The organism is Tenacibaculum halocynthiae, from assembly GCF_964512825.1.
Classification (GTDB): domain Bacteria; phylum Bacteroidota; class Bacteroidia; order Flavobacteriales; family Flavobacteriaceae; genus Polaribacter; species Polaribacter halocynthiae.
In genome coordinates this window covers 48,504-73,314 of record NZ_CAZELG010000036.1, presented here as the reverse complement: position 1 = coordinate 73,314, position 24,811 = coordinate 48,504, and the positions used below count along the sequence as shown (strand labels likewise).

Below are 24,811 nucleotides of genomic sequence, written 5' to 3'. Positions count from 1 at the left end.
TACTGATGACCGACAAAGATACGCTAATTACATGCTTAAGCAAATAAAAAATTAACAGTTAGTCCCCTATAAAAAGAGCTATTTAATTTTTTTTACATTTTGGTAAAAAATTTACTTATATTTATTCCAAGGAAAATAAAACCTTGAAAAGTAATTTTACAACTAAATAATAATTTATTCCATTAAAAAAATATGTTTTCTTTATCTCCTTCACCATTCTTTTTTCCTTTTCATAGGTATATTTTTCCCCCTCAACCACCATATCCATATATAACAGACTGACTTTTAGTTTATTTGTACCAAGACAAGATTTTTGAAAAAAATCAAAAATTATCACGTAACAAAAAAACTAATCATTTAAAATTCAGAATTCATGAAAAATCTCACTGCTTTTATTCTATTTTCTTTACTAACAATATCATTAACTAGCTGTTCTTCTTCAGAAGTACCGATAACTCCGCCTATTACAGAAGAAATTACTTATAGCAAAAATGTAAAAGTTATTATCGACAATAGTTGTGCAACCTCTGGATGTCATTCTGCTTCAAGTCCAGCAGCTGGATTATCTTTAACAAATTACACCCAAGTTAAAAACGCTGCTCAAAATGGTAATTTACACTTTAGAATAGACAATAACACCATGCCTCCTAGTAGTCCACTTGCTACTGACAAAAAAAACGTTATAGACAAATGGAAATCGGACGGATATATTGAATAAAAACAAGAACTCATGAGACTATTAATTATATTATTATTTATTGGACAAACCATTTTCGCCCAAAAATACTTTACTAGAACTGGAATAACCGAATTCAAAGCTTCAGTTGATGCTTTTGAACCAGTTGAAGCAATTAATAATAGTACTTCTGCTATACTTACTAAAAATGGCGATGTAGCTTCCCAACTTTTTGTAAGTGCCTTTAAATTTAAAGTTGCCTTGATGCAAGAACACTTCAATGAAAACTATATGGATTCAGACACTTACCCAAAAGCTGTTTTCAGAGGTAAAATTGAAAATTTTGAATTTGATAATCTTAATTCTGAAACTACTTATTCATTGAAAGGTAAATTAACTATTAGAGGTATTTCAAAAGAAGTTTCATTTCCTGTTTCATTAGATAAAATAAACGACAAAATTAAATTGACAGGAAATTTCAATGTAAGCCCTAAGGATTATAACATTGAAATACCTAGCATTATTAGAAAAAAAATAGCCAATAAAATAAACATTATCATTAATTATGAGCTTTCAGAAAAAAAGTAAGTGGATTTTATTAGCTATAAGCATTATTTTCATAGGTGGAGTAGTTATATACAAGCAAGTATATAAACCTCATAAAACTACAGAAGAAATTGAAGCAGTTTACACCGGAAGTTCTGAAAAATTCATTGAAGAACTCCAAAAAGGTTTTGATAAATGGAACACTAAAACAATTGAATTAGAAGGAACAATAACTTCTGTTGTAAATAACGGTTTCATTCTAGACGACTTTATTTTTTGTCAATTAAGAAAAGATGCTCGCTTAACAAAGAAACAACAAGATAAAATAACAGTAAAAGGAACTGTTATAGGATACGACGAATTACTAAACGAATTAAAACTCAACCAATGTATTATAAAATAAATGATCTAGGAAAAACACTACTATCTTTAACCTTTTTACTTGTTTCGTCTTTTACTTTATACGCACAAGATGATTTATTAGATGAATTGGATAAAGAATCAAATGCAGGAACTCAATTTAACTTACCAGCATTTAAAACATTAAAAATTGGAAACTTACAATCTACTAAAATTGCTGATAAAGGGGATCTTTACTTAATAGTTTCTCATAGATTTGGCCCTTTGAAAAATGGATTTGATAGTTTTTTTGGTTTAGATGATGCTTTTACCAAGATAGAACTTTTATATAGTTTCTGGGACGGTGTTCAATTCAGTATTAGTAGAGAGTCTTTTGAAAAAACTTTAGCTGCTTCTGCTAAAGTTCGAATTGCAAAACAATCTAATAAATTCCCCCTAAATCTAGTAGGGTATGCTACTATAAATAGAAATACAGAAATCAAAAATGCTTCTTTTTCAAATTACACATTGAAAGATGCAGATAGATATAGCTATTCACTACAACTATTAGCTTCTCGCAGATTTTCAAAAGAATTTTCATTCGAATTTGCTCCAACATACATACGTCAGAACTTACAAGTTTTAGATATTGTAAAGGAAGCTAATCATAATCAATTTGCTTTAGGCTTTGGAGGAAGATATAAATTAAGTAAAAGAATAAGCTTAAATGCTGAATATGTTCATAATTTAAACAGACATAAAGATTCGAATTATACGAATCCTTATACTTTCGGTGTTGACATAGAAACTGGTGGTCATGTATTTCAGTTATTATTTACAAACTCACAATCTAGTAATGAACCAGGATTCATAAGCAAAGCTAGTGGTGATTTAGTATTTGGATTTAATATCGTAAGAGTGTTTTAATCACTTATTTATATATTGTTACTTTTAAAAAGTTTCCTTTTCAGGAAACTTTTTTTACATCTTATATTTAAATAAGGTATGGAAAGAGAATATTGTATATTTGCCGCTGTAAAACATTGAATATTTTGGTTAAAATTGGCACTATAGAACTACCTGATTTCCCTCTATTACTAGCTCCTATGGAAGATGTAAGTGATCCTCCTTTTAGAGCTTTATGTAAAGAAAATGGTGCAGATGTAGTTTACACAGAATTTATTTCTTCAGAAGGTTTAATCCGTGATGCTGCTAAAAGTGTTATGAAATTAGATATTTATGAAAAAGAGAGACCAGTTGGTATTCAAATTTTTGGTGCCAATTTAGATTCAATGTTACGTTCTGTAGAAATTGTAGAGAAGACTAACCCTGATATTATTGACATTAATTTTGGGTGCCCTGTAAAAAAAGTAGTTTCTAAAGGAGCTGGAGCTGGTATTCTAAAAGATATCGATTTAATGGTTAAGTTAACTGAAGCTATGGTTAAGCACACTAAGTTACCTATTACTGTTAAAACACGTTTAGGCTGGGACCATGATTCAATTAAAATAGTTGAAGTTGCAGAACGTTTGCAAGATGTAGGCTGTAAAGCTATTTCAATTCATGGTCGAACTCGTGCCCAAATGTATAAAGGAAATGCAGACTGGACTCCAATAGCTGAAGTAAAAAACAACCCAAGAATGCATATTCCTGTGTTTGGTAACGGTGATGTTAATTCTCCTGAAAAAGCAATGGAAATGCGAGATAAATTTGGTTTAGATGGCTGTATGATAGGTAGAGCTTCTATCGGCTATCCTTGGTTTTTCAAAGAAGTTAAACATTTTTTTAAAACAGGAGAACATTTACCTACTCCTACTATTTTGGAGCGTACAGAAATGGCTCGTCGTCACTTAGAAATGGCTATTGATTGGAAAGGAGAACGCCTAGGGGTTGTTGAAACAAGAAGGCATTATACTAATTATTTTAAAGGCATTCCTCATTTTAAAGAATACCGTCTTAAAATGGTAACCATGGATGACCCAAAAGATGTTTTTGATACTTTTAATTTAGTGAAAGACAAATTTGGAGATTCTATACTATAACATATAGTTAATAGGAGCACTATTTCTCAATAAACTTAACAGAAATTCTAGAGCTTGCAATTTTAGCAGCTACATACCCAAGAATCGTGATTGTAGTTGCTACAACTAATAAATTCGTCCACCTAAATTCAACAGGATAAGGTAAATTATAGGCTATCATAAACACACCATAATGGAGCTGAATTAACACTAAACTTATACCTAAAACTAGACCAAAAATCATTCCTACCAGAACCAATAAAAAACCTTGATACACGAAAATATTTTTAACTTCTTTTATACTAGCTCCAAGACTTAATAAAGTTTTTAAATTTTTTCTTTTATCAATAATCATCATAATTATTGAACCTATTACATTAAACAAAGCAATTATTATTATTAATGTAAATATTAAATAAGATATAAAATTCTCTGTATTTACTACTTTATAATATAATGCATTTAACTGTTTTTTTGTTTTAACAACATAGTTGCTACCTAGAGCATTTTGTAATTCATCTCTAACATCGTCATTATTAAAAGAGTTTTTTAATTTTAACTCTAAACCAGTTACCGTATTTTCTGAATAATTTAGTAGTACTCTAGCCAAATCAATATTAGTATATACATATTTATTCTGAAACTCTTCAGAACCTGAATACACACCTATAACTTGAGTACTTACTGAAGTAAAAGCATTATTAGGATTTATAAATCCTTTACCAGGTTTTGGCACAAAAATCTGTAAAGGTTCTCCAAAATCTAAAACACCTAATGAAAGTTTGTAAAAAATACCATATCCAACAACTGCTGTATTTCTATATTCTTTATCTAACCATCTACCAACAGTTAAAGAGGAGTCTATAGTTACTATTTGATTATATAACTCATCAACACCCTTTATGTAAGCTATATGGTTTTTATTTTTATATTTTAAAGAAACTCGCTCTTCTATAACTTTTGAACTTACTTGAATTGCTTTATTACTTCTTATTACTTCATCAAGTTTTTCTGTATACACAAAAGTTTTCCCTTTAGCGGGTATAATTTTTATAGCAGGATCTGAAGCCTCTAACAAAGAATCACTAAAAGTACGAAGACCTGAAAATCCTGATAAAACCACAAACAACGCTATAGTACCAACCACAACACTAAAGGTTGCTATGAAAGTAATTATATTAATTGCATTTGTACCGCTTTTAGAAAACAAATATCTTTTAGCTATGTATAAAGAAAACTTCAATAGTTGATTATGCGTATTAGGATTTAATCTTTCAAATTTATGCGTTTTTTTTTAACTATTCTCTTTATATTTTTAATACTTAAAATATTTATAAATAAAAAAACTACTTGCAAAGACAAGTAGTTTATATTTCTATATAGTATATAAGAATGTTAACGTTTTTGACGTTTAGGTAAAACGTCTGGGTTTTTAATCGGATCAACATCATCTCCCTTTAAAGACTTATCTATTTCTTCAATATAATCCAGGCTATCATCTCCAAAAAACAACAACTCAGGCATTCTTCGTAATTGATTTTTTGTTCGTTGAGCCATTTCATGCCTTATTAATGGGGTATTAGATTTTACTCCATCAATAATTTCATCTCTTTTGTCAGATGGAAATACACTTAAGTATACTTTTGCCACTCCTAAATCTGAAGTTACTGATACTTTTGATACAGATATTATTACCCCTCTCATTCCATCTTGAGCAGCTCTTTGTAAAACATCTACTAAGTCTTGTTGCAATACACCTGCAATTTTACGCTGTCTATTTGTTTCTTCCATGCGGCAAATTTATGAAATATTTTCTTCCTAACAGTACTATTTTATGGTGTATACAGTTTATTTTTTATAGCATACATTACCAAGCCTACTCTATTTCTAACATCTAATTTGGTAAATAAACTATCTCTATACCCATCAATTGTTTTAGGGCTTAAGAACATTTTTTCAGCAATTTCCTTATACGTTAATTCAGAGCAAGCTAAACGCATAAATTTTAATTCATTTTCTTTAAAGCTAACTGTACTTCGTCCATTTTTACCAGAAACAGAATCTAACAATAAATTAGTAACTTCTTTAGTATGATAAAACCCATTCTCCATTAACTCTAACAAGGCTTTTTCTAAAACTCCTTTTTGAGTATCTTTTAATAAATACCCTACTGCTCCAGCTTTTAACATTTTTAAGATAGTACCATCAGCATCTTCAACTGACAATGCCATTACATGTACATTAGGATAATTCTCAACAATCCAATGAGTTGTTTCTATACCATTCATTACTGGCATGTTAACATCCATTAATACTATATCTGGAATATTTTTAGGTGATCCTAAAAACTTATCGGAAACTTCTTTTCCGTTTTTACAAGTATATAAAACTTTAAACTTATCAAAGGTATTCACCATCCCTTCAATAGCTTGCGACAATAGTGTATGGTCATCTACGACTACAACTGAATATTTCATAATATAGTAGAGTTAGGGTTATATTTAGACTTCTGCTTAGATATTGGGGAAAGCTTAAAAATAGTAATTAATTGTTAAAGTTGTACCTTTTTTAGGCTCAGATTTTAAAGTTGCTTTGGCTTTTATCAATTTTATTCTTGCTTTTATATTTTGTAAACCAATACCTTTTAAGGTAACTTTCTCTACCTCAAACCCTACTCCATTATCTTTAGCTACAATATCTAAAACATTGTTTCTATATTCTAAAACCACATCTAAATTAGTAGCTTTAGAATGCTTTATAGTATTAGAGAAAAATTCTTGTAACACTCTAAAAATTATAATTCCATGCTTTTGATTTACCTCTTTTGTTTCACCTAAAATAGTTAACCTAGCATTTATATAATTTAACCTATTAAAACGTTCAATTTCTAATTGTAAGGCATCAATAAATTTTATATTATTTATAAATTCAGGATTTATAGATTTTGAAAGTGCTCTAATTTCTGTTAAACTTTTCGTTATTGTTTCTGTAATTTCACCCATATTATCAGGTGATGCATGCTGTAATTGTATTTTTGCTAAAGTTAAAAGTTGCCCAATATTATCATGCAACTCCCAACTAATATTACGTAAAGTCTCTTCTCGTATTTCTATTTGTGTTTCTGCAATTTCTCTTTCAAACTGTTTTTTAATACTATTCCTTTCTTGTAATAATTTATTTTTTCTGCGCTGGAAAACTGTAAATAATATTATCAAAAAGACAACAATTACTACAATAATTAAAGTTGTTATAATTAATATTTCTCTTCCTTCTTGCTGCATAGTAAACCATAAATTATAAATGTGTTCATCAATATAATTAATATATATAACACAAAGAACAATCCTCTAGTATGCATAAAGTTCAACATACTAAAAAACGGAACAGAAGACAAATAAAAAATTAAAAAAGCAACTGAAACCCAAAATGGTAGTATCTTTTTATATACAAAAATCTTATCGGACATTAAAAGCTCTCTCAAATGTAATAAAGAAAACACTGCAATATTAATCGACCCCATTATTACAACTATATCAAATGCTTCTCTATCTTTAAAATAGTAAATCCAAAAAAAGAAAAACAAAGAAAACAAAAAGTACACTATCTTATTTTTTTTAAGCAAAAACTTAAACATTAACATAGAAAATACTCCTTGAAAAAAGACAAAAAAATAAGACATGTAATGACTATCTACATCCGTATAAATAAAATAAGTTCCAACTAATTCTACAACTGCTATTAAAACAATTAATGTTAAAAAAAATACATAGAATTTTTGATTCTTATACTTTTTATACAAGACAATGCATAGTACTGCAACTGTTACTTGTGAGAGTAGGGAAATTACTTGAAACATTCTTATTCTTTACATTTTTAATTATTACAATTATTTTTTTTATTCTTTTTAAGCATACGGAGGTTTTTTATGACTTAAATTTCCAGCTCCACTATCATCTCCATCCATATTAGTATTTCCTTCACCATTTCTCATACTAAAAGCAACCGTTTCTTTCTTTATTGATTGTAAGCTATAATTATAATCTTTTCTTTTTCCTTCTTTATATTCTCCCTCAGAATCATAAATCCAATTATAACCATGCTTAACTAACATTTCTTTAAACGTTACTAATTCACCACGTTTAGCACTTTGAACCGGATCAAATAAAACTTGTTTACCTCTAATAGTTGTAGATGGCATGTAAATTAAACTACCATATCCTTTTTCTTTTCCTTTATGGTTCGGTTTTGCTGTAGCTATAAAACTAATTCCTGTAATTTCAATTTTCACTTTTCTACTTAAGTTTTCTATATGCCCTAAGTATTTTTTAAACTGAATAAAATCAAATGTATTAATTCGAGAATCTTCATACCCTAAAGCTTTTTCAATAGGCTCTATTCTTGTCATATCATAACTCTTTAGCATTTCAATAATTTCTGAGTAGCTCAACATCTCTTTTGTTCTACCTTCATCCTTATAACAAAAAACACCATTTTCATTTGCACTTTCTATACACTCTTCATAGGTACATTCTTTGCAAAATATGCTTTTGAATATTCCAATTATTTTCTGAAATATATTCTTTTTATTCATAATATGTTTGGTTTTAATTCTAGTCAAATATACACTCTTGTTCTTTTGAAAAGCAAATCATTTTTACAAGTACCTAAGTAAATCAAGCTTTTACATAAAACAATCAGGAAAAACACCCTAAACCTAAAAGCTAATACCCTATTGGGTTTTCATGGGTTTTACTGTTGACTTTTTAAGTTTTAATTCATTAAAAATGTTATATCAAAACATATCTCTCATAAACAAACCTCATATCTTTTCACACAATTAATAAACTCTTTATTCAGGAGAAAACACCTTAAAAAACAAACGGGTTATCACATACTCTTTATAGTTGTTTTACTTACAAATACACTTCTAATTTAATTGAATTTTGCCATCAGTTATTTCGAAAGACTAAAAGGCGCTAACCGAAAAGCCTAATAATAAATAGAGTAGGTAAAAAATAAATATTATGCCAAATTTAGTTCCAGAATTGAATAGTTTAGATTTTAATGTGTATGTTGGTGGGCCTTTACAGGCTGCAATTCAAGCACAAACAGCTGCCTCAATGGCTACTGTAAACTTCATTAAAGAAGTTGGTTTTGAAAATGACAATGATCCTAACACAGTTGACCAATTACGTTATGTAGATTTTAAATACAAAAAATCAGTTCCTAATCCACATGTAGGTAAAACTGCCCAAGAATTAACAGATGAAGGCCTACCTCCTTCTACAAACACTACTAATAACTTTTTAGATAACGAAGTAGAAATTAAAGTACCTTTTTTAACAATGTTAACAATTCCTTCTATACGAATTGATGAAGTTAATATTGATTTTAATGCTAGGTTAAGCTCAACAGAAACTAGAAATGTTTCTTCTGAATTTGCTGCTAGTGCAGAACTAGGTATTAACTATAAAATAGTGAATTTTAAAGCTTCTGCTTCTTATAAGCGTAATACTTCACAAGGAGTAAAAGTTGATAAAACTTACAACTTAGGAGTAAAAGTAAAAGCTGTGAATGATGAATTACCTGAAGGTTTAAGCAGAATCTTAGACATGCTTGAAGACAGTATAGCTGCAGTTGCTTAACACTAACAAATAAAGAGGAACTATCTAAAAAATTATTTTTAACACCATTCCGAAAAATCTTCATTTCATTCGTAATGACCATTTTTTAGATAGCCTCTTTTTAAAAACTTATATTATGGTCAATTTAAATGAATACCTTGGAGGTATAGCCACTAGCATTTCAGAAGCCCGATTAATGTCGGATTTAAAATCTTTAGAAATTGCAGAAAAATTTGCAAAACACGATTTATTAAAACATTTTTCAATTCCTCGTTTTAAAGCTAAAAACATTGAACTTACAATTCCTGTAGCTATTGGTGAATTAGAAAATAGTTATGAAAAAGAATATCAACCTATAGATAATATTGGATTTAACTCTAAAACTTATACCATTTTAAAAGACGCTTCAAAAGCCACTTCTTTTGATAGAAAAACATCTATAAGCATACGGTCGGTTATTGCAAAAGAAACCGATGAACTTGAAAGAAATATAAAATCTACCGAAAACCAAGACCTTTCACTAAAACAATTTTCAGAAAGAGTTGCTGAAAAATTTGTTTCCGTTTCAAAAGAAAAACTAGACTATACTTCTTTAGTGAACAAATTAACTACTGATCTTAAATCTTCTATCAAAACTAGACAGTTGGTTAAACAAAACACAAAAGTTATTGTAGAGGCTCATAAATTGAATGAAATTAAACCCGAAAATATTGTTCAAATTAAAATGACATTAAACGAAGAAAGTATGGAATGGTATACTTCAGAGAATGAAAATGGAGAGAAAGAATCTAAATTACTACCTGAATAGCCATGAGGAAATCTATAACAAAAATAACTTCAAATATAAAAAAGCAACTTTCAGGAATTCACAACTTAGTAAATCAGTTAGAGAAAAAAAGCTCGCAAAGCATTAGAAGTATAAACGACTGGTTACTTAATACCGAAAAAATGCTTCAAGAACTTAACTTACCCGAGTCATCTAAATTTTCAGTAAAAAGAGGTGAGCTAACAGCTTTTATTCCAAGTACCAATGGAAACAAAAAAAAAGAATATGCACATCTTGCAGCAACAATATTAACACAAGCTCAACAAGATTTGTGGGAAACATTTTCTGCTTATTCTACAAAACTAGAAAACGCTTCAACTTTAATTAATCAATTATTAGGTGTAATATACCAAACAAAAGAATTTAAATACGACACAAATGAAAACTTTACTATTTTTTTAAACGAAGTATGGAGCTTTTGCTCTAATCACGAACAATTAAAAGGCATTACTGCTCAAATATTATCGCTAATTAACAGGTCGGATGTGATTATAATTATGGCTGAAAAAATAGATTTAGAAAACCTATAATATCAAACTATATTTTTTATTTTTATCCTATGAATAAAATAGAACATATTGGTATTGCCGTTAAAGATTTAGAAAAGTCAAATCAACTATTTGCTTCTTTATTTGGTGAACCTCATTATAAAGTTGAAGAAGTAGCTAGTGAGGGGGTTAAAACTTCATTTTTCAAATCTGGACCTAACAAAATAGAACTACTAGAAGCTACAAAAGAAGATAGTCCTATTGCTAAATTTATAGAAAAAAAAGGAGAAGGTGTTCATCATATTGCTTTTGCCGTTGATGATATTGAACAAGAAATTAATCGATTAGAGAAAGAAGGCTTTACTGTTTTAAATAAAGTTCCTAAAAAAGGAGCTGATAACAAACTAGTTGCTTTTTTACACCCAAAAACAACGAACGGGGTATTAATTGAACTTTGCCAAGAAATTAAAAACTCTAATGTGTAAATAATTATAATGCAATAACCGAGTTATTAAACGTTAATTATAATAATTATTAAATAATAATTCCTTATTGAGCATTGACTAGTATTTAGTATCTTGCAGGGTTTATAAACTGACTTATTAAAATGAATACATCTTTTGATTCTTTTCAAAAACGTCGCTTACAATCTTCTTACGTTTCTGTGGTTGTAAGTATTGCTTTGGTTCTTTTTATGATTGGTGTTCTTGGTTTAGTTTTACTAAAATCAACGAAAGTTGCTAATCACTTTAAAGAAAAAGTTGTGATGACTTTATTTTTAAAGGATGATGTTTCTAAAAAACAGTTAGATAAATTTAAAACTGCTATACAAAAAGAAGCTTACACAAAAAACTTAGCATACATAAGTAAAGCAGAAGCTGCCAAATCATATAAAAGAGATTTAGGTGAAGATTTCTTAAAATTTTTAGGTGACAACCCATTAAAAAACGGAATAGACATTTATTTAAATGCTACTTATGTTACTCCTGAAAAAATGCTAGAACTTGAAAAAAAATATATAAAAAACAACTATGTAGCTGAAGTAAACTACGATAAGCCTTTAGTTAAGTTATTAACAAAAAATATTAAACGCATGAGTTTTTGGCTACTAGTTTTAAGTGGTTTTTTTGGACTAGTTGCCATTATTTTAATAAATAGTTCTATTAGATTATCTATATATTCAAAACGTTTTAATATAAAAACTATGCAAATGGTAGGTGCAACTAAACGTTTTATTAGAAAACCTTTTATTTGGCAAAGTATTAAACTTGGATTACTAGGTGCTTTTATTGCATTTCTTGGTTTATCAATAGTAATTTACTATGTAGATAGCTATATACCAACACTTGAATTAATTAAAGATTATGTTTCGTTATGTTATGTTACTGGTGGTGTGCTATTCATTGCCTTTTTTATCACATGGATTAGTACATTTTTTGCTACTCAACGATTCTTAAATTTACAAACAAACGATTTGTATTATTAAATTATATACAGAGTGATTGATTTAAAGTTTATTCTTTCAATCACACACTAAAATTTACAGTAATGAAAAACGAAAACAACTCAAAACAACAATTTTTATTTGGTAAACGTAATTATATTATTATGCTTATTGGAATAGCTGTTATTGCACTTGGCTTTATATTAATGGCAGGTGGCGGTAGCGACGATCCTAAAGTTTTTAATCCTGATATTTATAGTTGGCGTAGAATTCGTTTAGCCCCTACCTTAGTTATTATTGGTCTTGGTATAGAAATTTATGCTATTTTTGCCAATCCTAAAAAATAAGCATGGATTTATTAGAAGCAATAATTCTTGGAATTATACAAGGGTTAACAGAATTTTTACCTGTTTCATCAAGTGGACATTTAGAATTAGCCAAAGCAATTTTTGGAGACACATCGGTACCAGAAGAAAGTTTAACTTTTACTGTAGTGTTACATGCTGCTACAGCTTTAAGTACTCTTGTTATTTTTAGAAAAGAAGTTTTAGAAATTTTTCAAGGTTTATTTCAGTTTAAGTGGAATGAACAAACTAAATTCTCTTTAAAAATTGTACTTTCTATGATTCCTGCAGTTATTATAGGATTATTGTTTGAAGAACAGTTAGAAAGTTTTTTTGGAGGAAAGATATTATTAGTAGGCTGCATGCTTTTAGTAACCGCCGCACTACTGTTACTTGCTGACAAAGCTAAAAACACTACTAAAAACGTATCCTTTTCAAATTCAATAATTATTGGTATTTCTCAAGCAATTGCAATGCTACCTGGTATATCTCGTTCAGGAGCAACAATTTCTACTTCTGTTTTATTAGGAGTTGATCGTACCAAAGCTGCTCGTTTTTCATTTTTAATGGTTGTTCCTTTAATTTTTGGAAAAGTAGCTAAAGATCTTTTAAGTGGTGACATTAACTTCCAAAGTTCTGAAGCACTTCCGCTTACAGCAGGATTTATAGCCGCTTTTGTTTCTGGTTTACTTGCTTGTAAATGGATGATTTCATTAGTTAAAAAAAGTAAATTATCATACTTTTCTTTATATTGTGCTATTGTAGGATTATTAGCTATTAGTTATTCTTTATTTTTTTAAATGACAGCAGAAGATTTCAAAAACGGACAGGTTTTATTAATTGATAAACCTTTAGAGTGGACTTCATTTCAAGTAGTAAATAAAATTCGCTGGCATATTCGCAAACAGTATAACATAAAAAAAATAAAAGTTGGGCATGCTGGAACTTTAGATCCTTTAGCTACTGGATTACTAATTTTATGTACTGGTAAACAAACTAAAAATATTGAAACTTACCAAGGTCAAATCAAAGAATACACGGGTACTTTCACAATTGGAGCGACTACTCCTAGTTATGATCTAGAAACAGAAATAGACAAAACATTTCCTATTGACCATATTACAGAAGATATATTACACAGTAAAACCAAAAAATTCATTGGTAAAATTCAGCAAAAACCACCTATTTTTTCAGCTATAAAAAAAGAAGGAAAACGTTTATATGAATTAGCACGAGCAGGTGAAACGACTGAAATAAAATCACGTGAGATTGAAATCGTTGAATTTGAGATTACGAATATCAATTTACCTAAAGTTGATTTTAGAGTTGTTTGTAGTAAAGGAACTTATATTCGCTCTTTAGCTTATGATTTTGGTTTAGCTATTAATTCTGGCGCTCACTTATCTGCTTTAAGGAGAACCAAAATTGGTGATTTCTCTGTAAATAAAGCTTTAAGTATTGATGGGTTTATCTCTTCTATAGAAAATTAATATGCTCCTTTAATTTCAAGTAACTTAATCTTAGTAACACTATCTTCCGGAAAAAGCTCTAAGGCTTTTTTATACTGAAATGCTGCATTTTTATAATGTCTTTTTAGCAACCATTTATCGCCATCTTCTATTAGATATAGATATTTTTTTCGATTTATTTTCAGTTGGTATAATTTATTTTGAGCTGTTCTTTCTTCATCTTTTTGATATTCCAAATAGACACCATATAAAAAAATACTACTAATTATCAATACGAATAATGTAAAACAAATTACTCTTAAATTTTCCTCTTTCCTAAATTTCAACCTAAGCTCTATTTTATACTTTTCTATCTCTGAGTTTGATAGTTTTTTAAATTTGAGCTTCTTATTATCACTTATTACATTTACTTTTCTTTCCCTTTTAAACATTCTTTTTTTACGTAAATAATTTCTATTATTACGTATAATAGTATTCATGGCCTGCATGCTACCTTCTCCTCCCATTTCTTTTTTTTTAAATTAGTCGTTTAAAATATATTTTCTGTTACAAAAACTATGGAATAATTTTTGAGTAATTACTCGAAAATTAATTCAACATGAAAAAACTACTACTTATCAGCCTAATAACATTAACAACTTCTTCATTCTCTCAAAATGATAAAGCGCATCCTTTTTTTACAGGATCATTAAGCACAACTTTTGGTATAAATCAACAGTATAAAATAAACGAAGAAGGAAACGGTCCTTTTATAGTTCCTAAATCTATTTTATTAAGAACAGGATTCGGGTATCAATTTAACAAACGTTGGGCTTCAAGTATAAATGTTGGATATGATCATCATTTTAGCTATGCCATTAACTCTATTCCAGCATTTGCTAGCTTACGATATAATTTCATTAGAAATTCAAGCGATGCTTATTTTATAGAAACTAGTTACGGACAAATGTTTAGGTTATCGAAAAAATTCTCAAATGGGAACTATTATAAAGTAGGGTTTGGAATGCTTTCAATAAGTAACAATAGATGGAATGGGCTCTTACGATTAGATTTTCATAGAAAAAAAATAGCTGGTTTTAAAAACGGTAATCTCGATAGCGTTTCTATTGGTTTTGGTTTCTCTTTTAATTAAAAGCCATAAAAAAGAGGTAGATTAGTTAATCTACCTCTTTTTTATTTATTACTGCACTTTAAGTAAATCAATACTATAAAATTATAAAAATCTATTATACCAACTTTCTGTAATAGGCACTTCCCAATGGCTTTCTAATTCTCCTTTTGTTTGAATTAAATTATCAAAAACTATGGTTTTAGGAGATACTGATTTTTGCTTTAGCATCTTTTTAAAATCTTTCAAATCTTTATACTGAACAAATTCGCCTTGCTTAAAGCATACATTCATTTTATCTAGTAACTCAACACTATATTTTTCTTGTAACCCAAGAATAAAAGCTACTTGTTTATCAATATCTTCATTTTTTAACTCTACATCTTCAGCAGCATAGAAAACAATGAACCTATTGTAAATTAATTTATATGATGCTTTAAAGTTTTCGTCTTCTAACTTCCATTCAGTTGTAAAATCTTCTAATTCTTTTTTTATTCCTTCAATTTCTTGAGGATAAAATTTTCTACTTGATGGATATACCCAAACCTTTGCTTCATTAGACAATAAATCACAATCTATCAACATATTACTTTCTTTTAAGCTGCAAAGATACCAAAACAAAAATCCGTTTAGCCATAATGGTTAAACGGATTTTAAACTTTTAATTTTAATTTGATTAGCTCAATAATGATACCAAATCATCCTCGGTATTTCTACCCTTATTTTTATTGTACCAAATTTGCAAATCTTTTTTGAATTCTGCATCTAATTTTCCATTTTTTTCTTTATAAGTTTTCACCATAGCAGTTGCCTCACTTGGTCGAGGTCCCCATGTACCAACCACATTTTTCTTATCATCTAAAACTATTAATTTCGGAATTGAACGTCCTCCATTTGTCAAAAAACTATCCATCAAATCTAAATTCTCATCTCTAAGAACTAATTGTAAGTTTATATTTGAGTTTTCTTTCGCTATTTTATTTATCATTGGTAAATTTTGAGCTGCGTCACCACACCATCCTTCAGTTAATACCAACCACGTTTGTTTATCCTTAATTTTTTTTACGTTCTCAATAGACTCAGAAGAAACATGTAACGTTTTATCTAAACGCTTCATTCGTTTATCATTTAAAACACTATAATTTAAAAGATCTTCAGATTGATTTTCTCCAGTTGATTTTCCTTCTTTAATCAGTTTATCAACCAACACCTTATAATCATCGTAAGACATTGCTTTACTTAAGCTCTTTTCAATAATTTCTTTCATCTTAAATATTTTTAACTAAAACACTAAACTATTTAGTTGTATTCACTCAATTTTAGACGCAACTTTTTAGAAAGCTTACAACGAGTATTCTTTACTTTTTTTCAGATTCGAAATAATATCATTAGTCATAGAAGCTAAATCAAATTCATGCTTCCAACCCCAATCCTTTCTAGCCTGTGAATCATCAATTATTTGAGGCCATGTATCAGCGATGTCTTGTCGAAAATCAGGCTTATAAGAAATAGAAAAATCTGGAACATATTTTTTTATCTCATTAGCAATCTCTTTTGGAGTAAAACTAATTGCCCCCAAATTATAGGAGGTTCTTATTTTAATTTGATCAGAATTGGCTTGCATAATTTGTATTGTAGCGTCAATAGCATCTTTCATATACATCATTGGCAACCTAGTATTTTCGCCTAAAAAACATTCAAAATTTTTGTTCTTTAATGCTTCAAAATAGATATCAACAGCATAATCTGTAGTACCTCCACCAGGTAATGTTTTCCAACTTATGATCCCCGGGTATCTTATACTACGTACATCAACCCCATATTTATTATGATAATAATTACACCAATGTTCACCAGCAACCTTACTAATACCATAAACTGTTGACGGCTCCATTACAGTTTTTTGAGGAGTATTCATTTTAGGAGAAGTATTACCAAATACAGCCATTGAACTAGGCCAATAAACTTTCTCAATATGTTTATCTTTAGCTAATTCTAAGACAGCTAATAGTGAAGTCATATTTAAATCCCAACCTTTTAAAGGATACTTTTCAGCAGTAGCTGATAACATTGCTGCCATTAGGTATACTTGATTTACATTGTACTTTTCAATTACTTCTAAAATTTGTTCTTTATTGGTCGCATCAACTATTTCAAAAGGGCCAGCAGCCATCATTTCATCATTCCCTTCTCTAATATCAGAAGCTATTATATTTTTACCCCCATAAACCTCTCTTAACCTTTCAGTTAACTCAGTACCTATTTGACCACAAGCACCTATAATTAGTATTGTATCTTCCATTTATTAATAATTCAAAAATATAAACATACAAAAGTAACAAATTTCAGATTTCATAAAATAAAAATATTGTTTTTTAAGAATTAATAATTTTTCTATCAAAAAACATCAATTTGACTTTAACTAATAAATCTGTAATTTTACATCATGATAAATTTAAAGAAACTTCCAGCTCTTCGTTTTTTAAAACTATTTGTATTAATTATAGTTTTAAGTTGTTCTCAGTCTAAAAAAGAGACAAAAAAAACTACTATAACAAAAAGTGGAATGAATATTACAAATAGTTATACCTATAATAACTTAGATAGCCTTTTTCTAATCAAATTAAAAAAGTGGAAAGAATACTCTGATTTAGCTGAATTTCTTAATCAATATGAAAAAACAACTCCTAGAGAAGCTTTGAACAACGCTTTAGAATTAAAAAATTTAACAAAGAAAGCGAAAGATAGCAATATTATAAAAACACTTAAAACACCTGCTTTCAATGCACGAATTAATGTTTTTGAAAATGAAGTTTTAAGATTAGCTGACATGACGTATATTCCTGCAATTTCCTCACAACAAGTAAACAAACAAATAGAAAATATTTTTTCAACATTTAACAGTCTTAACTCTAAAATAATTGCAATTTATAAAAAAGACAAATTCAGCAACTCTGTTAAAATTGATGAAGTATTCAAAAAAATACGCTAAATTAGTAGGGTTTATGGTGTTAAATATGTTAATATTGTGACTACTAAATGTTATTTTAGTTAAAATGAAATAAAAAACATAACTCTTTTACAATTTTTAGAATGAAAAATACAATTACCCTTTTATTGTTTTTCGCTTTAACATTTCCTTTTTATGGGCAGGTTCAGCTTAATGCTCCTTGGTCTGAATCAAGTGATTTAAAGCAAAAGAAAAAAACCACCTTAGAAAATGTTTCTAAGGCTGCAGAAGCTTACTTTAAAACCATTGACCGAGATAAAAAAGGTAGTGGTCTAAAACCCTTTAAACGATGGGAATACCATTGGTCAAATTATTTAAAGGCTGATGGAACTATTGCACCTGCCAAAGATTTATGGAATGCTTGGGAACAAAAAAAGCAATTAAGTGCACAAAACAAAAAAAATAATGGAGACTGGAAACCTCTGGGACCTTTTGAAAATTCAAATAGGTATAATGCCACTAATTTTAAACAAACTGGACAAGGTCGTATTAATGCAATAGCTGTAGACCCAAGTAATACAAACACCTATTATGTTGGTTCTCCAGCTGGAGGTATTTGGAAATCTACTGATGCTGGCCTTAACTGGAATCCTTTAACAGATTATTTACCTCAAATAGGAGTATCAGGAATTGCTATACATCCAACAAATTCAGATATTATTTATATAACCACAGGAGATGATGACGCTAACGATTCTTACTCTGTTGGTGTATGGAAATCTACCAATGGAGGAACTTCATGGAGTAACACTGGAGCTATTCCTGGAATATCACCTTCTGGTAGTACACAATTCATGAATGAAATCTATATTAATCCTAATAACCCTGAAACAATTTTAGTTGCAACTACTTCTGGAGTTCAAAAATCAACTAATGGAGGTAATTCATGGACTACTAAACTAAATGCAAATATTATAGATCTTAAAATGAAACCTGGTGACTCAAACACTTGGTATGCTATAACAAAAGATAAATTTTACAAATCCACTGACGGTGGTGATTCTTTTATTGAAAAATCAATTACAGGTCTAACCAATTCCTCAAGGATGACTATGGATGTTACCTCTATTGACCCTAATTATATATATATAGTTAGTGCAGGGTTTTCTAGAAGTAATTTTAATGGAATCTATAAATCAACAGACAGTGGTGAAACTTTTGCAAAAACAAAAGAATCTGATGATATTTTTGAAAGTACTCAAGCATGGTACGATCTAGCTTTAACTGTATCTTCTACTGATAAAAACACAGTCTATGTTGGAGTATTGGACATCTGGAAATCTACTGACGGAGGTGATGATTTTGCTAAATTAAATCGTTGGAATGATCCTAATACAGGTTCTTATACACATGCAGATATTCATTTTCTTCGTTTTATAGATAATAAATTTTTTGCTGGTACGGATGGAGGTATTTATGTATCAACTGATGAGGGAAGTAATTTTACAGATTTAACTAAAAACCTAGCAATAAGTCAGTTTTATAGAATATCAGTATCACAACAAAAGGCTAATACAATTGCAGGAGGATTACAAGACAATGGAGGTTTTGGACTTACTGATGGAAAATGGTATAATTATCATGGTGGTGATGGAATGGAAGGTGTAATTGATCCCACTAACCCTAAAACATACTCAGGATTTACACAATATGGAGGAAGTCTAAATATTTCAACCAATGGAGGCCTTAGCTCTGATACATGGGTCCGTTCTCCTAGCGCAGAAAGAACCTCTGCTAATGATAGTGGAGGAAAATGGATCACCCCCCTAGTATCAAACAGCAAAGGACAACTATATGCTGGTTACAGTCAAGTTTATAAATTACAAGACAATAACTGGATTAAAGTTTCTAATCAAGACTTTGGAGGTGATTTAGAAGTAATGGAAATAGATCCAAATAATGATAATATTATATATGTTGCTAGAAGCTCTGATTTATACAGAAGTACTAATGGTGGTGCAAATTTCACTAGAGTAAATTTCAACAATAGTAACGTAAAATCAGTAGAAGTAAGTAACTCTGACTCTAATACCGTATGGGTGGTAAGTGCTCTTGGTGTGTACAAAACCACCAATATAAACGCTCTCTCAGCCAACTTTACTGAAATAACAAAAAATTTACCTTCAGAAAATAAATTAGTAATAAAACACCATCAAAGAAGTGGAAATAATACTATATATTTAGGTACAAATTTAGGAGTATATTACACTAATGATGACCTTTCTGAATGGAAGACATTTGATAGCGGCTTACCTAATGTACAAATTAGAGATATAGAAATCAACGAAGAAGACTCTAAAATATTTGCAGCTACTTACGGTCGTGGTATCTTCTCTTCAGATATTCCAAATGCAGCTCCTGAAAAGGATATACGTTTATTAGAAATAAACTCTCCTACTCAAGGATTAAATTGTAATGCTACAATTAGTCCTGAAATAACAATCAAAAATCAAGGTAAGCAAGCTGTAACAGATGTTATTATTAAATACAATATTGATGGTGGTTTTGACAAAACTTATAATTGGAGTGGTAATATTACATCTGGATCAAGTCAAAAAATAACAATCCCAAATATAACATCAACTAAAGGTAGTCATATATTAAACATAAATATAACTACAACTAATGATGAATATACATCTAACAATTCATTAAAAACTGAGTTTAAAATTAATGATTTTAATTCAAAGCCTACCGATGTAAATACATTTAACAATGGGGAAACTTTATACACAGACACAACAAATGAAACCGTATGGGAAATAGGTAGTATTAACAAAACATTACTTAAATCTTCTTCTAAAGCCTATTCTACTAAAGTTAGTGACAACTACCCTAACAAAACCAAAGGATATTTATACTCTAATTGCTATAATTTAATAAACGTAACCAATCCTGTTCTTAAATTCAAAATGGGATTTGATACAGAAAGAGATTTTGACTATATGGTAGTTGAATACTCTTTAGATCAAGGAAATAATTGGACTGTCTTAGGAAACGCGTCTGACCCTAAATGGTATAATAGTAGCGCTACTAAAACTCCTCAAGGAAACCCTTTACCTGGTAAACAATGGACCGGTCAAGGTGAAGACGCTAATCCATTAGGAGGAACAAATGCTACAATACATGAATACAGCCATGACTTAAGCACTTTTACAAATGAAAGTAGTTTTATATTTAGATTTACTTTCATCTCAGATGATAGTTCTAATGAAGAAGGAGTAATTATTGATGATTTAGTAATTGAAGGTACATTATCTAGTGGTGATGTTACTTTACTAAATAACATTTCAATTTCTCCAAATCCATCTGAAAGTATTTTTAATTTAAAATGGAAATCAGAAGGTGAAACTATGAATGTTGGTGTTTTTGATATTACTGGTAAACAAGTATTCTCTAAAAAGAATATTAAAGATAGTAATCATCGTTTAGACATGAGTAACTATTCTAGTGGTATATATTTACTAAAAATGCAAATGAATGGTAAATCAGCTACTAAAAAGCTTATTTTAAAATAATAAAATATTTTTTTTGATTCAAAACCGAAGCTATATGCTTCGGTTTTTTGTTTTTATAATTAAAAACAAGTAATTACAAATTCAATTATTTTTTAGTAGTTTTGGTTTTATTAGACCAAATTCTATAATCAAGATGAAAAATTTTCTATTATTATTTTCTTTAAGCGTACTTTTTTTTACTGCCTGTAATGAAAAAAAAGAGACTCCAAAAATTAGTGTTAAGGAAATAAAAACAGAAGTTAATCTGTTATTAAACAATTGGCACAATGCTGCTGCAGAAGCTAATTATGAAAATTATTTTAATAGTCTGGCGAATACTTCTATTTATATTGGGACTGATGCTTCAGAAAATTGGACTAAAAAAGAATTCAGTAATTTTTGTAAACCTTATTTTGACAAAGGAAAAGCTTGGAATTTTAAACCTCTTGAAAGAAATATTTACACTAGTAATAACAAAGAAATTGTTTGGTTTGATGAATTACTAAATACATGGATGGGAACCTGTAGAGGCTCAGGAGTACTAGAAAAAAATAAAAATAACGAATGGAAAATTAAACACTATGTTTTATCTGTAGAGATTCCTAACAACAACATCAAAAAAGTAATTGACATCAAAAAAGTACAAGACTCGCTATTCTTATCTAAATTCAAATAACGACTTCATTTACCGCTTCAAAAATTAAATTAGTTTCAAAACCTTTGTATAATAGGTGATCTATAATTTTCTTTTTTTTCTTAAATAAGTTTGTTTCGCTTGAAAAGTTATTTTTCTTTTCTATTAAACTGTATAAAGTAGTTATATAATCTTGTTCATCAATTTCTTTTAAAGCCGTTTTTATATTATAAGACGATATCTCTCTTTGTTTTAATTCACGAACTATTCGTTGCTTACCCCACTTTTTTATTCTAAATTTTCCTCTAGCAAAACTTTTTGAAAATCGTTCTTCATTTAAAAAATTGTGCTCCAAAAGATGTAATAAAATATATTCTCTTGCTTCGGGGATTAAATTATATTCTCTTATTTTTTTTTCTACATCTTTATGACATCGATCTTGGTATACACAATAGAATTCAATTTTTCTCTTAATTTCATCAACAGTAAATATTTTTTTATTCATATTTTCTTATAAACTTACTGTATTAATGCAACTGCATATTCTGCTACAAGGAAATCATTTTCTATTGAACTTCCACTAACCCCAATAGCCCCTATAATATCACCTTCAGTATTTTTTATTGGAATTCCTCCTGGAAATGTAATTAATCCACCATTAGAATGTTCTATATTAAATAAAGGTCCATTAGGTTGTGATAGCTCACCTAACACTCCTGTTTCCTTATTAAATAAACGAGCTGTTTTAGCCTTTTTAATAGCAATATCTATAGCTCCTAGTACAGCTCCATCCATTCTAGCAAAAGTCAATAAATTTGCTCCCGCATCAACAACTGCTATATTCATATATACATTTAATTGATTTGCTTTAATTTTCGCCCTGCTAATTACATTTTCAGCTTCAAGTAATGTGATATTCATAATGGATATTAATTTTTCAACTACAAATGTATTAAACTATATTCTTTAAAAAAGTAATAACCTTATCTTTATAACTAGCCCCAATAGGAATTTCAACTGAATTCACTTCTATATCATTAATTGTAAAAGCTGAAATTTTATTTGTATTTATGACATAGGAACGATGTACACGTAAAAAATTTTTATGTGCTAATTCTTCTTCTATTTCACCTATTTTGTATTTAGAAACAATTCGTTTATCATTAACCGTATGAATTTTAATATAATCTTTCAAACTTTCTATAAATAAAATTTGATCAATTTTAATTTTATGATGCTTATTTCCTGATTTAACAAGGATAAATTCATCTTTTAAAACTTCTTTTTTTTCAGGTACAATTAAAGAATTCGCTCTAAGAAATTTATCAATAGATTTGAAGAAACGCTCAAATGTTATAGGTTTTAATAAATAATCAACCACCTCTAAATCGTAACTCTCAATAGCATAATCTCTATATGCTGTTGTGAAAATTGTTTTCGGAGGGTTTTTTATAGTTTTCAAAAAATCAATTCCAGTAATATTAGGCATTTTTATATCCAAAAACAATAAATCTATTTCCTGAGTGCTTAAAATTTCAAATGCTTTTATAGCATTATTGCAAGTAGCCACAACCTGTAAAGAATCAATTTTTGAAATATGATTTTCTATTAACTTAATAGCTAATGGCTCATCATCAACTAACAAACATTTTATTTTCATAAACTAACTTTCATTAATATTTAATATTACCGTAAAATTATAGTTAGAATAATCTATTTCCAAACTATATTTTTTTTGGTAAATTAAATTAAGTTGCTTTCTAATATTCGTAAGACCAATGTTCTCTTTGCTTTTAGATTGATAGCCTTTTGACACAGAGTTTGAAATCTTAAAAAGAAACCCATCATCATCATTTGATATATAAATATTAATTTTTGGCGACCCGCTATCTTCTCCAGCTCCATGTTTAAAAGCATTTTCTACTAACGACAATAAAATTAATGGAGGGATTTCTATATCATTTTCAATTTCTGTAATAAAAGAAATTTGCAATCTATCATCATATCTTAATTTTTCTAATTCTATATAATTTTTCATCAACTGTATTTCACTAGAAAGTGTTACAAACTTACCATTACACCTATACAACACATGATCTAAGATTTCTGAAAGCATACCAATTGATGTTGCTGTTTTTGGGGAGTTCTCTAAAGAAAGTGTATAAATATTATTCAACGTATTGAATAAAAAATGTGGATTTAATTGTGCTTTTAAAGTTTCCAACTCACTTTTAGTTTTTTCTTTCTCTAGCACCAACCCTTTTTCCGTTACTTTTTTATAATCCATAAAATACTTAACCGAAAGAAAAATTAATGTAATTAAATACATACTTGGTATGTAATAAAAAAGTAGTTTTTTCCAATCGGATAGTATTTCCAAGATTGGCTCTTGTGTAAAAAAACCTTTTCTAACTAATATTTCACCAACATGCACCACTAAAAACCGATTAAATGCAGCTAACAAATAAGATCCCAACAAAAACAATATAATTGTTTTTACATATTTTTTCTTCAACAAAAACTTTGGAATTACATAATACGCTAAAAAATAAGAAGTCAATATTTGTGGAATCATATGACATAAGGACATCACTGTTGTTCCTATAAAAGTAAACTCTTGATTATGTTTAATAGAATCTTTAGGGAAATCTAAAATAAAAAAAGCAAACCAAAATAGAAGATGTTGTAATGCTCTGTTCTTCTGAAAAAAATTAATAATAGTTGTTATTGTAATCATACTTGTAAATATATAAATAGCATAATCAATTATTAGTACTAATCGACA

30 protein-coding genes are annotated in these 24,811 nt (G+C 28.8%); 17 read left to right on the top strand and 13 right to left on the bottom strand.

Going from position 1 to position 24,811, the window contains the following annotated elements; genetic code table 11:
• The first annotated feature begins 373 nt into the window (after positions 1-373).
• From ACKTTQ_RS14005 to dusB, 5 genes are all read left to right on the top strand, one after another.
• The gene (locus ACKTTQ_RS14005) at positions 374-718 is read left to right on the top strand and encodes a hypothetical protein (RefSeq protein WP_093870129.1); all 345 of its coding nucleotides are present in this window, start codon (positions 374-376) and stop codon (positions 716-718) included.
• A gap of 12 nt (positions 719-730) precedes the next feature.
• The gene (locus ACKTTQ_RS14000) at positions 731-1,264 is read left to right on the top strand and encodes a YceI family protein (protein WP_408049559.1); all 534 of its coding nucleotides are present in this window, start codon (positions 731-733) and stop codon (positions 1,262-1,264) included.
• Positions 1,242-1,625, top strand: a complete 384-nt coding sequence (locus ACKTTQ_RS13995) for a hypothetical protein (protein ID WP_408049558.1) — start codon at positions 1,242-1,244, stop codon at positions 1,623-1,625. The genes ACKTTQ_RS14000 and ACKTTQ_RS13995 overlap by 23 nt, the downstream gene beginning before the upstream one ends.
• Positions 1,610-2,488 carry a DUF5777 family beta-barrel protein gene (locus tag ACKTTQ_RS13990; protein ID WP_408049557.1) on the top strand — a complete coding sequence of 293 codons (879 nt, stop codon included), beginning with the start codon at positions 1,610-1,612 and terminating at the stop codon, positions 2,486-2,488. Before ACKTTQ_RS13995 ends, ACKTTQ_RS13990 begins: the two co-directional genes overlap by 16 nt.
• 125 nt (positions 2,489-2,613) lie before the next feature.
• Complete coding sequence (dusB, locus tag ACKTTQ_RS13985) at positions 2,614-3,603, top strand: tRNA dihydrouridine synthase DusB (protein WP_408049605.1); 990 nt, start codon at positions 2,614-2,616, stop codon at positions 3,601-3,603.
• 19 nt (positions 3,604-3,622) lie between these two features.
• On the opposite strand, the gene ACKTTQ_RS13980 is transcribed toward dusB, so the two are convergent.
• The 5 genes from ACKTTQ_RS13980 to ACKTTQ_RS13960 form a co-directional block, all read right to left on the bottom strand.
• Positions 3,623-4,825 carry an ABC transporter permease gene (locus ACKTTQ_RS13980; RefSeq protein ID WP_408049556.1) on the bottom strand — a complete coding sequence of 401 codons (1,203 nt, stop codon included), beginning with the start codon at positions 4,823-4,825 and terminating at the stop codon, positions 3,623-3,625.
• Positions 4,826-4,977: 152 nt separating this feature from the next.
• Positions 4,978-5,373 (bottom strand): 30S ribosome-binding factor RbfA, encoded by a 396-nt coding sequence (gene rbfA / locus ACKTTQ_RS13975; protein WP_093870124.1) that lies wholly within the window; start codon positions 5,371-5,373, stop codon positions 4,978-4,980.
• 41 nt (positions 5,374-5,414) lie between these two features.
• On the bottom strand, positions 5,415-6,062 hold the full coding sequence (locus ACKTTQ_RS13970) for a response regulator transcription factor (RefSeq protein WP_093870123.1): 648 nt from the start codon (positions 6,060-6,062) through the stop codon (positions 5,415-5,417).
• A 51-nt stretch (positions 6,063-6,113) separates the two neighbouring features.
• Complete coding sequence (locus ACKTTQ_RS13965) at positions 6,114-6,863, bottom strand: sensor histidine kinase (protein ID WP_408049555.1); 750 nt, start codon at positions 6,861-6,863, stop codon at positions 6,114-6,116.
• A gap of 623 nt (positions 6,864-7,486) precedes the next feature.
• On the bottom strand, positions 7,487-8,173 hold the full coding sequence (locus ACKTTQ_RS13960) for a hypothetical protein (protein WP_408049554.1): 687 nt from the start codon (positions 8,171-8,173) through the stop codon (positions 7,487-7,489).
• A gap of 433 nt (positions 8,174-8,606) precedes the next feature.
• On the opposite strand from ACKTTQ_RS13960, the gene ACKTTQ_RS13955 reads away from it, so the two are divergent.
• From ACKTTQ_RS13955 to truB, 8 genes are all read left to right on the top strand, one after another.
• Positions 8,607-9,227: a DUF2589 domain-containing protein gene (locus tag ACKTTQ_RS13955; protein WP_093870118.1), complete on the top strand. Its 621-nt coding sequence runs from the start codon at positions 8,607-8,609 to the stop codon at positions 9,225-9,227.
• Positions 9,228-9,342: 115 nt separating this feature from the next.
• Positions 9,343-10,014, top strand: coding sequence for a hypothetical protein (locus ACKTTQ_RS13950; RefSeq protein ID WP_113787580.1), 672 nt, complete (start codon positions 9,343-9,345; stop codon positions 10,012-10,014).
• A 2-nt stretch (positions 10,015-10,016) separates the two neighbouring features.
• Positions 10,017-10,562 (top strand): hypothetical protein, encoded by a 546-nt coding sequence (locus tag ACKTTQ_RS13945; protein WP_408049553.1) that lies wholly within the window; start codon positions 10,017-10,019, stop codon positions 10,560-10,562.
• 29 nt (positions 10,563-10,591) lie between these two features.
• Positions 10,592-11,005 carry a methylmalonyl-CoA epimerase gene (mce, locus tag ACKTTQ_RS13940; RefSeq protein ID WP_113787582.1) on the top strand — a complete coding sequence of 138 codons (414 nt, stop codon included), beginning with the start codon at positions 10,592-10,594 and terminating at the stop codon, positions 11,003-11,005.
• Between the two features lie 122 nt (positions 11,006-11,127).
• Positions 11,128-12,006, top strand: a complete 879-nt coding sequence (locus ACKTTQ_RS13935) for a cell division protein FtsX (protein ID WP_408049552.1) — start codon at positions 11,128-11,130, stop codon at positions 12,004-12,006.
• Positions 12,007-12,068: 62 nt separating this feature from the next.
• A complete protein-coding gene (locus tag ACKTTQ_RS13930) occupies positions 12,069-12,311 on the top strand; it encodes a DUF3098 domain-containing protein (protein ID WP_408049551.1) in 243 nt (80 codons plus the stop codon).
• Between the two features lie 2 nt (positions 12,312-12,313).
• Positions 12,314-13,108 carry an undecaprenyl-diphosphate phosphatase gene (locus ACKTTQ_RS13925; protein WP_093870112.1) on the top strand — a complete coding sequence of 265 codons (795 nt, stop codon included), beginning with the start codon at positions 12,314-12,316 and terminating at the stop codon, positions 13,106-13,108.
• A complete protein-coding gene (gene truB / locus ACKTTQ_RS13920) occupies positions 13,109-13,798 on the top strand; it encodes a tRNA pseudouridine(55) synthase TruB (RefSeq protein WP_093870111.1) in 690 nt (229 codons plus the stop codon).
• On the opposite strand, the gene ACKTTQ_RS13915 is transcribed toward truB, so the two are convergent.
• Positions 13,795-14,283 carry a hypothetical protein gene (locus tag ACKTTQ_RS13915; protein ID WP_408049550.1) on the bottom strand — a complete coding sequence of 163 codons (489 nt, stop codon included), beginning with the start codon at positions 14,281-14,283 and terminating at the stop codon, positions 13,795-13,797. The genes truB and ACKTTQ_RS13915 overlap by 4 nt on opposite strands.
• Positions 14,284-14,375: 92 nt before the next feature.
• Between ACKTTQ_RS13915 and ACKTTQ_RS13910 the strand changes: the two genes are divergently transcribed.
• The gene (locus ACKTTQ_RS13910; protein WP_408049549.1) at positions 14,376-14,909 is read left to right on the top strand and encodes a hypothetical protein; all 534 of its coding nucleotides are present in this window, start codon (positions 14,376-14,378) and stop codon (positions 14,907-14,909) included.
• A gap of 81 nt (positions 14,910-14,990) precedes the next feature.
• Here ACKTTQ_RS13910 and ACKTTQ_RS13905 read toward each other — a convergent pair whose 3' ends face one another.
• From ACKTTQ_RS13905 to ACKTTQ_RS13895, 3 genes are all read right to left on the bottom strand, one after another.
• Positions 14,991-15,470: an ABC transporter ATPase gene (locus tag ACKTTQ_RS13905; RefSeq protein ID WP_408049548.1), complete on the bottom strand. Its 480-nt coding sequence runs from the start codon at positions 15,468-15,470 to the stop codon at positions 14,991-14,993.
• A gap of 91 nt (positions 15,471-15,561) precedes the next feature.
• Entirely contained in the window at positions 15,562-16,152 is a 591-nt protein-coding gene (locus ACKTTQ_RS13900) for a thioredoxin family protein (RefSeq protein ID WP_093870108.1), read from the bottom strand.
• Between the two features lie 75 nt (positions 16,153-16,227).
• Positions 16,228-17,187, bottom strand: a complete 960-nt coding sequence (locus tag ACKTTQ_RS13895) for an NAD-dependent epimerase/dehydratase family protein (RefSeq protein WP_408049547.1) — start codon at positions 17,185-17,187, stop codon at positions 16,228-16,230.
• A 144-nt stretch (positions 17,188-17,331) separates the two neighbouring features.
• Here ACKTTQ_RS13895 and ACKTTQ_RS13890 point away from each other — a divergent pair, with 144 nt between their 5' ends.
• The 3 genes from ACKTTQ_RS13890 (at position 17,332) to ACKTTQ_RS13880 (ending at position 22,068) form a co-directional block, all read left to right on the top strand.
• Entirely contained in the window at positions 17,332-17,877 is a 546-nt protein-coding gene (locus ACKTTQ_RS13890) for a hypothetical protein (RefSeq protein WP_408049546.1), read from the top strand.
• A 101-nt stretch (positions 17,878-17,978) separates the two neighbouring features.
• Positions 17,979-21,413 (top strand): T9SS type A sorting domain-containing protein, encoded by a 3,435-nt coding sequence (locus ACKTTQ_RS13885; protein ID WP_408049545.1) that lies wholly within the window; start codon positions 17,979-17,981, stop codon positions 21,411-21,413.
• Between the two features lie 133 nt (positions 21,414-21,546).
• Complete coding sequence (locus ACKTTQ_RS13880) at positions 21,547-22,068, top strand: nuclear transport factor 2 family protein (protein ID WP_408049544.1); 522 nt, start codon at positions 21,547-21,549, stop codon at positions 22,066-22,068.
• Here ACKTTQ_RS13880 and ACKTTQ_RS13875 read toward each other — a convergent pair.
• Genes ACKTTQ_RS13875 through ACKTTQ_RS13860 form a run of 4 tightly spaced genes read right to left on the bottom strand, consistent with a single transcriptional unit; the run spans position 22,061 to position 24,763 of the window.
• Positions 22,061-22,531, bottom strand: coding sequence for a regulatory protein RecX (locus ACKTTQ_RS13875; RefSeq protein WP_408049543.1), 471 nt, complete (start codon positions 22,529-22,531; stop codon positions 22,061-22,063). The genes ACKTTQ_RS13880 and ACKTTQ_RS13875 overlap by 8 nt on opposite strands.
• A gap of 14 nt (positions 22,532-22,545) precedes the next feature.
• Positions 22,546-22,947, bottom strand: a complete 402-nt coding sequence (locus tag ACKTTQ_RS13870; protein WP_408049542.1) for a GlcG/HbpS family heme-binding protein — start codon at positions 22,945-22,947, stop codon at positions 22,546-22,548.
• Between the two features lie 31 nt (positions 22,948-22,978).
• Positions 22,979-23,686: a LytR/AlgR family response regulator transcription factor gene (locus ACKTTQ_RS13865; protein WP_408049541.1), complete on the bottom strand. Its 708-nt coding sequence runs from the start codon at positions 23,684-23,686 to the stop codon at positions 22,979-22,981.
• A gap of 3 nt (positions 23,687-23,689) precedes the next feature.
• Complete coding sequence (locus tag ACKTTQ_RS13860; protein ID WP_408049540.1) at positions 23,690-24,763, bottom strand: sensor histidine kinase; 1,074 nt, start codon at positions 24,761-24,763, stop codon at positions 23,690-23,692.
• Between the last annotated feature and the right edge of the window lie 48 nt (positions 24,764-24,811).